General features: G+C 64.9%; 15 protein-coding genes. 10 read left to right on the plus strand and 5 right to left on the minus strand.

All coding sequences use genetic code 11. From position 1 onward, the window contains the following. Nucleotides 1-219, minus strand: a 219-nt coding sequence (locus H0X91_RS35010; RefSeq protein WP_206532814.1) for a hypothetical protein, incomplete at its 3' end; no start/stop codon positions are given. 32 nt (nt 220-251) lie between these two features. On the opposite strand from H0X91_RS35010, the gene H0X91_RS21765 reads away from it, so the two are divergent. Beyond that, a complete protein-coding gene (locus H0X91_RS21765) occupies nt 252-455 on the plus strand; it encodes a hypothetical protein (RefSeq protein WP_006485326.1) in 204 nt (67 codons plus the stop codon). 109 nt (nt 456-564) lie between these two features. On the opposite strand, the gene H0X91_RS21770 is transcribed toward H0X91_RS21765, so the two are convergent. After that, nucleotides 565-1,365: a transporter substrate-binding domain-containing protein gene (locus H0X91_RS21770; RefSeq protein WP_006485337.1), complete on the minus strand. Its 801-nt coding sequence runs from the start codon at nt 1,363-1,365 to the stop codon at nt 565-567. 281 nt (nt 1,366-1,646) lie between these two features. Here H0X91_RS21770 and H0X91_RS21775 point away from each other — a divergent pair, with 281 nt between their 5' ends. Both H0X91_RS21775 and H0X91_RS21780 read left to right on the plus strand, forming a co-directional pair. Then, the gene (locus H0X91_RS21775) at nt 1,647-1,964 is read left to right on the plus strand and encodes a DUF7716 domain-containing protein (RefSeq protein WP_048986020.1); all 318 of its coding nucleotides are present in this window, start codon (nt 1,647-1,649) and stop codon (nt 1,962-1,964) included. A gap of 81 nt (nt 1,965-2,045) precedes the next feature. Further along, entirely contained in the window at nt 2,046-2,381 is a 336-nt protein-coding gene (locus H0X91_RS21780) for an immunity protein Imm33 domain-containing protein (protein ID WP_060214786.1), read from the plus strand. A 115-nt stretch (nt 2,382-2,496) separates the two neighbouring features. On the opposite strand, the gene icmH is transcribed toward H0X91_RS21780, so the two are convergent. The 3 genes from icmH to tssJ all read right to left on the minus strand — a co-directional run bounded on the left by icmH (nt 2,497) and on the right by tssJ (nt 5,327). Beyond that, the gene (gene icmH, locus H0X91_RS21785) at nt 2,497-3,279 is read right to left on the minus strand and encodes a type IVB secretion system protein IcmH/DotU (protein ID WP_006494424.1); all 783 of its coding nucleotides are present in this window, start codon (nt 3,277-3,279) and stop codon (nt 2,497-2,499) included. Further along, complete coding sequence (gene tssK / locus H0X91_RS21790; protein ID WP_006477098.1) at nt 3,276-4,622, minus strand: type VI secretion system baseplate subunit TssK; 1,347 nt, start codon at nt 4,620-4,622, stop codon at nt 3,276-3,278. Before tssK ends, icmH begins: the two co-directional genes overlap by 4 nt. A gap of 105 nt (nt 4,623-4,727) precedes the next feature. Beyond that, nucleotides 4,728-5,327 carry a type VI secretion system lipoprotein TssJ gene (gene tssJ / locus H0X91_RS21795; RefSeq protein WP_006485335.1) on the minus strand — a complete coding sequence of 200 codons (600 nt, stop codon included), beginning with the start codon at nt 5,325-5,327 and terminating at the stop codon, nt 4,728-4,730. A gap of 386 nt (nt 5,328-5,713) precedes the next feature. Between tssJ and H0X91_RS21800 the strand changes: the two genes are divergently transcribed. The 7 genes from H0X91_RS21800 to tssG all read left to right on the plus strand — a co-directional run bounded on the left by H0X91_RS21800 (nt 5,714) and on the right by tssG (nt 12,506). After that, nucleotides 5,714-6,340: a tetratricopeptide repeat protein gene (locus H0X91_RS21800; RefSeq protein WP_043204524.1), complete on the plus strand. Its 627-nt coding sequence runs from the start codon at nt 5,714-5,716 to the stop codon at nt 6,338-6,340. Between the two features lie 46 nt (nt 6,341-6,386). Further along, entirely contained in the window at nt 6,387-6,902 is a 516-nt protein-coding gene (gene tssB / locus H0X91_RS21805; protein WP_006484395.1) for a type VI secretion system contractile sheath small subunit, read from the plus strand. Nucleotides 6,903-6,917: 15 nt separating this feature from the next. After that, on the plus strand, nt 6,918-8,408 hold the full coding sequence (tssC, locus tag H0X91_RS21810; protein WP_006484397.1) for a type VI secretion system contractile sheath large subunit: 1,491 nt from the start codon (nt 6,918-6,920) through the stop codon (nt 8,406-8,408). Nucleotides 8,409-8,478: 70 nt separating this feature from the next. Continuing rightward, nucleotides 8,479-8,982, plus strand: a complete 504-nt coding sequence (locus H0X91_RS21815) for an Hcp family type VI secretion system effector (RefSeq protein WP_006477093.1) — start codon at nt 8,479-8,481, stop codon at nt 8,980-8,982. Between the two features lie 62 nt (nt 8,983-9,044). Continuing rightward, nucleotides 9,045-9,530, plus strand: coding sequence for a type VI secretion system baseplate subunit TssE (gene tssE / locus H0X91_RS21820; RefSeq protein ID WP_006477092.1), 486 nt, complete (start codon nt 9,045-9,047; stop codon nt 9,528-9,530). A gap of 76 nt (nt 9,531-9,606) precedes the next feature. Continuing rightward, a complete protein-coding gene (gene tssF, locus H0X91_RS21825) occupies nt 9,607-11,442 on the plus strand; it encodes a type VI secretion system baseplate subunit TssF (protein WP_048986026.1) in 1,836 nt (611 codons plus the stop codon). After that, nucleotides 11,406-12,506 (plus strand): type VI secretion system baseplate subunit TssG, encoded by a 1,101-nt coding sequence (tssG, locus tag H0X91_RS21830; protein WP_006494420.1) that lies wholly within the window; start codon nt 11,406-11,408, stop codon nt 12,504-12,506. Before tssF ends, tssG begins: the two co-directional genes overlap by 37 nt. The last annotated feature ends 28 nt before the right edge of the window (nt 12,507-12,534 follow it).

Below are 12,534 nucleotides of genomic sequence, written 5' to 3' on the forward strand. Positions count from 1 at the left end.
TCCCCATCCCCATCCCCCTTTTCTCGTCACACCCGCGTCACGCTGCACCGCTAACGTTGCACGCTCCCGTCGCGGCAGTATTGTCGCGATCGGGGTGTACGTGACCGCGTCCGACGCCGTGCCCGTGTCGCGCAGGCTCACCCGGGATCTCGCTCCCGTCAGCGCATTGGCTGCTGCCTCGCATCCATTCCATTCGAAAACGCGATCGACGTCGATCAAACTGCATCGCGTACGGTCAGGAGACACGAACCATGCTGAGCCCGCATGAATTCTCGATGCTGTTGCGCATTGCGCGTGCGCCCGACAGTGTCGACCTCGCGAACCCTGCCTTTGCCGTGCTCGTCGAAAAGCGGCTGGTCGACGACGCGCAGGTGCGCATGAATGCGATAGCGGCGCGCCCGGCGCTGACGCCGATCGGCCAGTTGCTGCTCGCCCGCTTCGACGAGGCGGCCTGAAGGAAAAAGGAAAAGGGGAAGAAGGGAAGAAGGCGAGGAGAACGCTGCAACTGCGCGTCACGCCTTCGCCGCAGCGAAAACGTGACGCATTGAACACGCGCCGAACCGCTTACTGCGCGACCGGCACCGTCACGTCGCTGCCGAACCAGTGCGTCGAGATCTTCTTCAGCGTGCCGTCCTTGCGCAGCGACTCGAGTGCGTCGTTGATCGCCTTCTCGAACTTCGGATTACCCTTGCGGAACGGGATCGCCATTTCCTGCTTGCCGCCGTTCAGCACCGCCCCCGCGCGCAGCGGCAGGTTCGACGTCTTGATCATGTACGGCAGCATCAGGCGGTCGTCGAGCGTCGCCTCGATCCGGCCCGCGGCGAGGTCGCGCAACTTCTCCGGTGCGCCCGGATACGTCTGCACCTCGATGCCGGGCACGGTGCGCGCCATCTGGTCGTAGTTGGTGCCGAGCGTCACGCCGAGCTTCTTGCCCTTGAAATCGTCGAGCGACTTGAAGTTGCGCGTGTCGTCCTTGCGCTGAATCAGTTGCGCGGCCGAGTACGTGTACGGCTCGCTGAAGTCGAGCGCTTCCTTGCGCTGCGGCGTGATCGTGACCTGGTTGACGATCACGTCGAACTTGCCGGCCTGCAGCCCGGCGATGATGCCGCTCCATTCGGTCGGGATGAACTGCGTCTTCACGCCGAGCTTGCCGGCAACGGCGTTCGCGACGTCGACGTCGAAGCCCTCGAGCTGGCCGGACGTGCCGCGGGAGTTGAACGGCGGATACGTGCCTTCGAGGCCGACGCGCAGCACGCCGGCTTTCTTCACGGAATCGAGCAGGTCTTCCGCATGGGCGGCGACGGCCGTGAAGCCGAGGGCCGACGCGAGCAGGAGGCCCGACAGCAGGAACTTCGAACGTTTCATCGCAGATCTCCAGGGTTCAGTATCGTGGGGTGAGCGCCGGGTATCGGTCGGACCCGGGGCCGGCCGGAATGCGGGCACGTAGACACTACTCGCAACCGCGCCGCGCCGGAAGTCGAATTGGCCCTGATTGCAATCGATTTCACCGCGAACGAGTGACGCGATGCGTCATCTGACGCGCGCCGGGAGGCGGGCGGGCGAGGAATTGGCATAATCACGGCCTGCCGCGGGTGGCTCGCGGCCGATGCAACGCAATCATCAATCCGGATCCCACCGCAATACTCATGTCGACCGACTCCCCGACCGCAGCGTCGCTCCACCATATTCTCGAACGTCCCGGCGATTTCTCCGGGTGGCTTTACCTGCCGCCGATGCCGTGGACGCTCGACACCGAGGGGGCGTTCCTCGAAGGCGCCGATGACGCGGAAGCCGACGTTGCGCCCGCCATCGCGGCCCAACCCGGCTGGAAAGCCACGCTCGACAGCGCGACGATCGAGGACATCGTGATCAACGCACACGATCAGGTCGACGAGCCGAGCGTCGCACAATTGCTGGACGCGTTTGTCTTCTACGTCGAGAACGACGCGTTTATCCTGTTCTGATGCTGCGCCGCCGGCACGGCGCCGATCCACGGTTATGCTGGCAACCTGGCTGACTCGCTGCACGGCAGAAAGGAAATGAACATGGCCGACGATCCGGCAGCATTGCGCACGCAACAGGAAGCGCTTTGCGCACGCTACGGCCTGCAGGCCGTCGAACCCGAAGAGATGGTTGCCGTCGCGATGTCGACGCTCCGACGGATGCCCGTTTATGGCACGCGTATCGCGCTGTCCGAAGGCGACAACGTCAGCTGGTTCTTCCACTGCGGCGAATACTCGGACGCCGACGATTTCTATCAGCCGCTGCATGCGGCGCACCTGTCGACCTATTTGCCGTCGGTTCTGCCTTATCTGCGGCTGCCGCCCGGCGCACGCTTCATCATCGACGACGCCGGCTATGAAGACATCTGGATGGCGTGACGCGTTGGCACACCATCGATCTTTTTCAGTTGTCCGGAGGAAGCGCGCAAAAGCAGAAAAGGACCGCCAGGCGGTCCTTTTCTCGTGAAGCGGCGTTCGAAAAACGCGCGCCTGTTTACGGCAACGAGATAGTCAGGTTGGCCGACTCCGGCCCGACCTTGATCACCTGCGAATACGGCGAGAGCGCTTGCAGCGTCTTGTCCTTCAGGTACGTGTTGAGCCCGAGGTACCCGAGCAGCGCCACCAGCGCGAACACGGTCCCGATCGCCCACACCGGCACCTCGCGCTTCAACCGGTGCGCGATCTGGTCCGGCAGCGGCCAGTGCGGCGCGAACGGCGCGCGCTTGCCCTTCATGTGCGCGATCTCGTCGCCCAGCCGCGCGGTCAGGTAAGCGAGCTTTTCCGGCCCTTCGAGCAGGTACTTGCCCTGGAACCCGAGCAGCAGGCACATATGGAACACCTCGAGCGACTGCAGCCGTGCCGCACCCTGCGCACGACCTTCCTCGAGATACTGGAAGAACTTCTCGCCGGCGAGCTGCTCGCCGAACAACACGAGCTGCAGCGGCCGGCGTTCCCAGTCCGCGCGGATCTTGAACTGCGACGACAGCACCATCTCGTCGATGGCCGCGCAGAACGCGAACTTCGCGCCGTACACGTCCTCGGCGGCGATATTCAGCTTCTTCGCGCCGCGCTCGAAATCCGACAGGAATTCCTGGATCCGCGTGCTGAACTCGCTGGCGCTGTCCGGCTCCCGTCCGTTCTTGAGCAGGAACAGCATGAAGAACCCGTCGTACAGCAAATCGAGCAGCGAACGGGCCTGGAACGCGGAGTCCGTCGACGCCGGGGTGTGCAGCGGTGCCGGCGCGTTGTCGCCGAACAAGGAAGGCGCGTAGCTCATGATGTGACCGCGATCAGTTCGAATTTCAGGTCATTGATACCAGTCGGCGCGTAGATCATCGCGGACTGGGCCTGCAGCATGCGCTCGTACAGCGGGCTGCGCGAATCGAGCGCGAAGTAGCACGCGCCGGGGCGCACCGGAATCGCGGGCGGCACCTGCGGCGTGTACGACAGCCGCACGCCGGGCATTGCCGACAGCACGAGCTTGTCGACGTCGTCCGGCGCGCCGACCTTGAAGCGGGCCGGCACCGCATCGACGAGCTCGACGCTCGGCATGTCCGCGGACACTGCGAGGTAGAACTCGGTCTTGTCGTCGATCTTGCCGGAATCGAGGCGGCCGAGGTGGAACGACGGGCGCACCTCGTCGAGCGTGATCGCGAAATAGCGCGTCGAGATCACGGTGTCGAGCAGTTCGCGCAGCATCAGGTCGAGACGCGCGAAGCTCGGGCCCGGATCGTCGTGGCGGTACACGGGCAGGTCGGCGAGCGTATAGCCCTTCGAGAACGTCATCAACTGGCCGGCGAGGCGCAGCAGCTCCTGGAACAGCCGCTCCGGATGCAGCGCCGCATGCTGGTGCAGGTGCGCGAGCGTCGCGAATGCGGCGTTCGCCGTGTGCAGCAGCCAGAACGACGCGATGTCCCCCGAGCGGAACTCGATGATGTTCTTCGACGGCTCGCGGTGAAAGCCGTACAGCGCGTTCACCTTCGCCTGCAGCGCGTCGACCAGCTGGCGCAGCCGCTGGTGCAGGATCGGCGACGCTTCGATCGCGAGGCACGGCGGCACGAAGCTGTCGTCGATCTCGAAGCCGGACGTCGCGGTGCGGCGCACGCGTACGAGCGGCACCGACAGCAGCTGGTCGCGCGGCTCGCTGTGTGCGATCAGCTTGACCTGCGTCTTCAGGAACGTGATGTCGGCTTCGGCGGCGTCGGTGAAGTTGTCGGCGACGCTCGTCTGCTCGCTGACGAACCGCGTCATGAAGCCGGCGGCCGGATCGTCGCTGTAGTTGGTGCCGTTCTCGCGCAGCGGGTGCAGCGCGAGATAGAACACGAATTCGTTGATGCCGTCGGGCAACGTATCCAGTGCGATCGGCGGCGGCAGGTCGTCGGCCTGCGGCGCGGCATACAGCGCGCCGTCCGGGAACACGAGCGCGAGTTCGGCCACCCGCAGCACGTTGCTGCCGAGCGCGTCGCGGTCGATGCGCACCGAGCGCACGCCCCAGTTGTATGGCTGGATCGCCTGGATGGACTCGAACAGGCGCGCCTCGTGGTACGCGTCCTGCCGCTGAAAGTGTTGAGGCCGGAGGAACAGCCCTTCCCCCCACAGCACCTTGGCCGAATAACTCATGTCAAATCCGGTTAATGTGGCGTTTGCGATGTAATCGATTTGGTCGTGCCCGAATTAAATCGCCAAGTGTGTTAACTCTTGTTAATTGACATTCGTGCGTCATGTTTAACCGCAGGAGACCGAAGACAGCATATTCAGCGGTTGCGAAGGCGCACCCTGTTGCGGTGCGATGACCGTGCCGTCGGTGACCGTCATCGCGCAATTATGCAGGCCGATGATTATGCCGGATTTCTCCGACTTCACCGGATCGAACGTCAGTTTCCAGCGTTGCAGTGCGGGATCGCGGAACAGCGCGACAATGCCGAATGCCTGCGCTTCGCGCGATACCTTCTCGGTTGCCGTATAGCGCTGGCCCGGAATCAGCGTGATTTCACGCACGTTCAGCAGATCGGCGCCGAGTGCGGTTTTTTCCTTGGCCGGGTCGGTAAATGCGTCGAACGGCGCTTGCTGGAACGAGGTCGGGTCTTTCAGCGCATAGAGGCGCACGACGAGCGCGAGCGGCTTGTTGTCGGTCGCGGCATTCAGGTTCGGTGCGGCGGCCAGCGTGAGGCCGATGTTGCGCGGCGGCTTCTGCGCGTCGGGCACCTCGGGCTTGCCGATGCCGGCCGCGGACATCACGGCGCTCGCGGCCGAGCCGAGCAGCGGAGCGGCCGCGCATCCGGCCAGAAGGGCGCACGCAAGCAGCGGCAGCGCGTAGCGAATCATGGACGATCTCATCGTTTTTTCCGGCGTGCCGCCTTTATCCCTGTCAAAACTGCCGGGATATTGCCGCGTTCGCTGCGTATCCCCGACATTGCACCGTTCAACTATTAAGCACGCCCGCGTCAGGCGAGCATCCGGAAATTTTTTCCGCCATCCGGGCGGCGCGTCGTGCAACCAGTAAAACTTGCGCATTCCGGTCGAAAGAAAAACCGCTGCGAGCCCGCAGCGAGCGGCCATTCGAGGGGGTAGCGCCCGGTTTTAAAAGGAATTACTCTTCACACGACGATTGAATTATGAAAAATTGATCGGTACTATACCCGCGCGCTTCTTGCAAAGCAAAAGAACCAGATTCTCAACGATTTAAAACTCACGCGCCGGTGGATATAACGATGAAAGACCGTCTCTTCGCAAAACTGTCTGGGGTAGTGGTGGCTTGCGGCGTGATCGCCGGTTGTGCGAGCCAGCCTCCCGCGCCGCCGACTGCGGAAGTGTTCAACAAGTCGCTGGCCGATGCAGACGCCGTCGCGAAGGCGGGGGACCAGGACAAGGCGCTCGGCCTGTACCAGCAACTCGCGAAGTCGGACCCGACGCGCGAGGAACCGTGGTCGCGCATCGCGCAAATCCAGTTCGCACAAAACCATTACGGGCAGGCGATCGTCGCCGCCCAGGAAGCGCTGCAGCGCGACGCGACCGATCGTCAGGCGAAGAGCGTGCTGGCCGTCGCCGGCCTGCGGATCGCGACGCAGTCGCTCGGCGAGCTGCGCCAGGATGCATCGCTCGCGGGCGATGCGAAGTCCGACGCGCAGGCGCTCGCGAAGCAGTTGCGCGACACGCTCGGCGAATCGGCGCTGTTTCCGCCAGAAACCAAGATCGCGAAACCGCGCCCGCCGCGCCGCGTCGTCCATCGTGCGAAGGCCGCGGCCGCACCGGCGGCCGAAGCGGCCGCGAGCGCCGCCCCGACGCCGCCCGCGGCGCAAAAGGGCAGCGCGGATCCGTTCGGCGCACTGCGCAACTGAAACCGCAACTGACGCGATAACCACAACTAACCTGGGAGCCGTCGAGATGGCCAAGAAAGAAAGCATTCAGAAAAGCTTGCAGAAAATACGGCCGCCGCGCGTCCAGCTGACCTACGAGGTCGAGAAGGGCGATGCGATCGAGGTGAAGGAACTGCCGTTCGTCGTCGGGGTCGTCGGCGATCTGGCGGGCCAGTCCGAAATCGAGCAGCCGAAGCTGCGCGACCGCAAGTTCGTCAATATCGACCGCGACAATTTCGACGACGTGATGAAGGCGATCGAGCCGCGCGCCGCGTTCCAGGTGGAAAACCGCCTGAGCCCGGAAGGCGGCAAGTTCGCGGTCGACCTGAAGTTCCGCTCGCTGTCGGATTTCAGCCCGGACGAAGTCGTCGAACAGGTCGAGCCGCTGCGCCGCCTGCTCGAGGCGCGCTCGAAGCTCGCCGACCTGCGCAACAAGCTCGCCGGCAACGACAAGCTCGAGGATCTGCTGTCCGAGGTGCTGAAGAACACGCAGCAGCTGCAGGAGCTCGCGAAGGGCACCGGCGGCGACAAAGACGGCGAATGACGACGGAGTGTTGAGATGAACCAGCAAACGGCTGCGGCCCAAGCGAGCGGCGCGGAATACGCCGCCGGGACTTCGTTGCTCGACGACATCGTCGAGAAGAGCAAGGTCGCGAAATCCGATTCCGAGCATGCGCGTGCGAAGGACCTGATCGGCGAGCTCGTGCACCAGGTGCTCGACGGCACGGTGATCGTGTCGGACAACCTGTCGGCCACGATCGATGCGCGCGTCGCGGAACTCGACCGCCTGATTTCCACGCAGCTTTCCGCGGTGATGCACGCGCCGGAATTCCAGCGCCTCGAAAGCACGTGGCGCGGGCTGGACTATCTGGTCAAGGAAAGCAACACGGGCCAGACGATCAAGATCAAGGCGCTGCACGCGCCGAAGCGCGACCTCGTGCGCGATTTCAAGGGCGCGAGCGAGTTCGACCAGAGCGCGCTGTTCAAGAAGGTCTACGAAGAGGAATTCGGCACGTTCGGCGGTTCGCCGTTCGGTGCGCTGATTGGCGATTACGAGATCTCGCGCCAGCCGGAAGACATGTATTTCATCGAGCAGATGTCGCACGTCGCGGCGGCCGCGCATGCGCCGTTCATCGCGTCGGCGTCGCCGGAGCTGCTCGGCCTCGAGTCGTTCTCCGACCTCGGCAAGCCGCGCGACCTCGGCAAGGTGTTCGACACCGTCGAATACGCGAAGTGGAAATCGTTCCGCGACGCCGAGGATTCCCGCTACGTCGGCCTGACGCTGCCGCGCTTCCTCGGCCGCCTGCCGTTCAATCCGAAGGACGGCCAGACCGCGGAGAACTTCAACTTCGTCGAGGACGTCGACGGCACCGACCACGACAAGTACCTGTGGTGCAACGCGGCATGGGCCTTCGCGGCACGCCTGACGGCCGCGTTCGACGACTTCGGCTGGTGCGCGGCGATCCGCGGCGTCGAAGGCGGCGGCCTCGTCGAGGATCTGCCGACCCACACGTTCAAGACCGACGACGGTGAAGTCGCGCTGAAGTGCCCGACCGAAATCGCGATCACCGATCGCCGCGAGAAGGAGCTGAGCGACCTCGGCTTCATCCCGCTCGTCCATTGCAAGAACTCAGATTACGCCGCGTTCTTCGCTGCGCAGTCGGTGCAGAAGCCGAAAAAGTACAGCACCGACAGCGCGAATGCGAACGCCGTCCTGTCCGCCCAGCTTCAGTACATCTTCTCGGTATCGCGCGTCGCGCACTACCTGAAGGCGATGATGCGGGACAAGATCGGCAGCTTCGCATCGGCGCAGAACGTGGAGACTTTCCTCAACCGGTGGATTTCGCAGTACGTCCTGCTCGACGACAACGCCTCGCAGGAACAGAAAGCGCAATTCCCGCTGCGCGAGGCATCCATACAAGTGTCGGAGATTCCGGGCAAGCCGGGCTCGTATCGTTCGGTCGCGTTCCTGCGCCCGCACTTTCAGCTCGACGAACTCTCGATTTCTCTGCGACTTGTCGCTGATCTGCCCAAACCGGCAAATTCATAAGCGAGTAAATCGCCCGGGCGGGCCGCCTGGGTAGGACGTTAAAACCACCTCTTTGGGGAGTCGAAGGGCCATGTTACATATGCACTTGCAGTTTGGTAGTCCCGCGGTGAAGGGCGAATCCGCGGACAAGGACCATCAGGGCTGGATCGAACTGAAATCGTGGGATCACTCGATCGTTCAGCCGCGTTCGGCAACCGCATCGACCGCTGGCGGTCACACGATGACGCGTTGCGAGCACGGCGACATGATCTTCACGAAGGAAATCGATTCGTCGAGCCCGCTGCTGTACCAGCACGCTTCGGGCGGTACCACGTTCGACGAAGTGACGGTCCATTTCTCGCGCGCGGACGGTGAAGGCAAGCGCGTGCAGTATCTGGAAGTCAAGCTCAAGTACGTGATCATCTCGAGCATCGCCCCGAGCGTCCGCGAGGAAGGTCTGCCCCTCGAGACGTTCTCGCTGAAGTACGCAGCCGTGCAGTGGAAGCAAACCCAGCAGAAGATCGGCGGCAACCAGGGCGGCAACACGCAAGGCGCCTGGAGCCTGACGAAGAACGACAAGACCTACGCGGTCTAAGGTCGGTTGCGGCAACGGGGCGCTCGGCGTCCCGTTGCCGTTTTCGCTGTCAACACCGGCCGATGAAACGATTCGAACCCAGTTTTCTCGACAAGCTGTTCGACGACGAACCGCATCTGCCGGCCTCGGCCGCGATGCGGCAATTGTCGCTGGACGAGCTCAAGAACACGGTCGCCCGCGACGTCGAGGCGATCCTCAACACCCGTATCGCGCATACCGAGAACGAGCTGGCCGCGCTGCCGGAATGCCAGAAATCGGTGCTGACCTACGGGCTGAACGATTTCGCGGGGCTGAGCCTCGCGAGCCACTACGACCGCGCATTCATCTGCAAGTCGATCCAGCAGGCCATCGCGCGCCACGAGCCGCGCCTGCAGCAGGTGCAGGTGACGTTCGAGCTGAACGAGCAGGCCACCAACGCGCTGTACTTCGCGATCCAGGCGCTGCTCGTCGTGCACCCGGCCGAGGAGCCGGTGAGTTTCGACGCGATGCTGCAACCGTCGACGCTGCAGTATTCGGTCACGCGCGCACGCGCGGCACGCATGCAGTAAATCAAGCCGCCGAGCGGGCCGGACCGCCCGGTGGTGAATCAGGTCCGGCAGGAAATATTGAGGTTCGGGGTCGTCGATGGAAGAATTGCTGCCGTATTACGAACGCGAATTATCGTTTTTGCGGCGCTATTCGCGAGATTTCGCCGAACGCTATCCGAAGATCGCCGCGCGCCTCGCGCTGTCCGGCGAGCATTGCGAGGATCCGCACGTCGAGCGGATGATCGAGTCGTTCGCGCTGCTCGGCGCGCGCATCAACAAGAAGCTCGACGACGACTACCCCGAATTCACCGAAGCGCTGCTGGAAGTGCTGTATCCGCACTACCTGCGGCCGTTCCCGTCGTGTTCGATCGCGCAGTTCACGCCGGCTTCGCCCGGCCAGCAGACCGAACCGGTCGTGATCGAGCGCGGCACCGAGCTGAAGAGCCGTCCGATCCGCGGCGTGCAATGCCGGTTCCGTACCGCCTACGACGTGACGCTCGCGCCGATCCGCATCTCGGAAGCACGCTATACGCCGGTCGCGCTCGCGCCGAGCGCGACGGTGCTGCCGTCGAACGCGACGGGCGTGATCTCGATCACGTTCGAATCGCTCGCCGCGCAGCTCGATCTCGGCGCGCTGAAGCTGTCGACGCTGCGCGCGCACCTGCACGGCGAGCAGTCGTTCGTCGCCGCGCTCACCGACTGCCTGTTCGTCAACGTGCTCGGCGCGTACGTCGAGCCCGAACGCAACGGCCGCTGGACCGCGCTGCGCAAGCTGCCGATCGCGCAGGCCGGCTTCGCCGAGGACGACGCGCTGATCGACTATCCGGCGAAATCGCATCCCGCGTACCGGCTGCTCACCGAATACTTCGCGTTCCCAGACAAGTTCGATTTCGTCGACTTCGACCTCGCGGCGATCGCGCGCGCGTCGGGCCGCTGCCAGCGCGCGACGCTGCATCTGGTGCTGCAGGACGTGCGCAGCGATTCGCATATCGCGCGCCTGCTCGAATTGCTGACGGCGAGCCATTTCCGGCTGTTCTGCACGCCGATCGTGAACCTGTTCCGCCAGCACGGCGAGCCGATCCGCATCACGCACCGCGCGGTGTCGTATCCGGTGATCGCCGAGGCGCGGCGCGCGTTCGCGTACGAGGTGTACTCGATCGACTCGGTGAAGCTCGTCCGGCAGCAGGCGCACGAGGAATCGGTGATCGAGTTCCGGCCGTTCTATTCGCTGCATCACGGCGAAGCGGCGCGGATCGGCCACTACTGGTTCGCGCGGCGCAACGACTGGGTCGCGCAGAAGAGCCCCGGCTACGAAACCGAGATCTCGATCGTCGACATCGACTTCGAGCCGACGTCGCCGCAGACCGACACGCTGAGCCTCGACCTCACCTGCACGAACCGCGACCTGCCGGCGATGCTGGCGTTCGGCCTCGAAGGCGGCGACCTGTTCCAGGAAGGCGGCGCGCAGACGAGCGGCATTTCGCTGCTGCGTCGCCCGACGCAGAGCGTGCGCTTCGAGCGCGGCCGCGCCGCGCACTGGCGGCTCGTGTCGCATCTCGCGCTCAACCACGTATCGCTCGTCGCGCACGGCCTCGCGCCGCTGAAGGAAATGCTGACGCTGTACGACCTGCGACGCACGGCGGTGTCGATGCGCCAGATCGACGGCCTGGTCGGCGTCGAGCAGCGCGGCGCCGTGCAGTGGCTGCCCGGCAAGCCGTTCGCGACCTTCGTGCGCGGCATCGAGATCCGGCTGACGATCGACGAGGAACACTTCGTCGGCGCGAGCCTCGCGTCCTTCGTGCGCGTGCTCGACAGCTTCTTCGGGCTGTACGTCCACCTCAACAGTTTCGTTCAATTGGTCGTCGTGTCGAAGCGCACCGGCGAGGAGATCATTCGATGCAAGCCCCGAACCGGCGAATCGATCCTGGCGTAGTCGACGCGCTGCTCGACGAGCCGCACCGCTTCGAGTTCTTCCAGGCGGTGCGCGTGCTGGAGGGGCTGTTCGCGCGGCAGGCGTCGGATGCGCCCGGCGCGTGGCGGCAGGGCGACGTGGTCGCGCAGCGCATCGCATTCCGCAACACGCTGTCGCTCGGCTTTCCGCCGAGCGAGATCGAAGGTGCGCGCTCGTTCGACGGCGACGGCGCGTCGCTGAGTTCGGGCGAGCAGCGCGGCGCCGCGCTGGCCGCCGGCGAACTCGGCCGCGTCGAGCTGACGCCCGCGTTCTTCGGGCTGCTCGGCGGGCAGGGCGCGCTGCCGCTGCACTACACCGAGCAGATCGTCGCGCGCGAGCATCTGCGGCGCGACCATGCGGCGCGCGCGTTCTTCGACGTGTTCTCGAACCGCGCGACCGCGCTGTTCTACGCGGCGTGGAAGAAATACCGGCTGCCGTTCCACTACGAGCTCGACCGCGACGAGCGCTACCTGCCGCTGTTGCTCGCGATCGCGGGCGTGCCGAGCGACGAGGTGCGCGACAGCCTCGCGGCCGGCGCGGGCGGCGTGCTCGACGAGGCCGTGGCCGGCTACGCGCTCGCCGCGCGGCACCGGCCGATGTCGGCCGCCTACCTGCAGCGCACGCTGTCCGATTACTTCCGCGTGCCGGTGAAGATCGACCAGTTCGTCGGCAAGTGGTACGACGTGCCGCCCGATCAGCTGAGCGTGCTCGGCGAAGTCAATGCGGTGCTCGGCGCGACGGCGCTCGTCGGCGAGCGCGTGTGGCAGCGCGACATGCGCGCGCGAATCGTCGTCGGCCCGCTGTCCAAGCGCGACTACGAGGCGTTCCTGCCCGGCGGCGCGCAGGCCGTCGCGCTCGAGCGGATGCTGACGCTGCTCGCCGGCGTCACGCTCGAATACGAGGTGAAGCTCGTGCTGAAGCGCACCGAGGTCGGCGCGAGCGTGCTCGGCGCGGGCTCGCGGCTCGGCTGGGATGCGTTCCTGTGCACGCGCGACGCGGCCGAGGACCGTTCGGACGCCCGCTACGAACTGCACGTGATTCACTGAGACCCTAACAACAACACGCAATCGAACC

The organism is Burkholderia sp. 9777_1386, from assembly GCF_015712265.1.
GTDB classification, from domain to species: domain Bacteria; phylum Pseudomonadota; class Gammaproteobacteria; order Burkholderiales; family Burkholderiaceae; genus Burkholderia; species Burkholderia cenocepacia.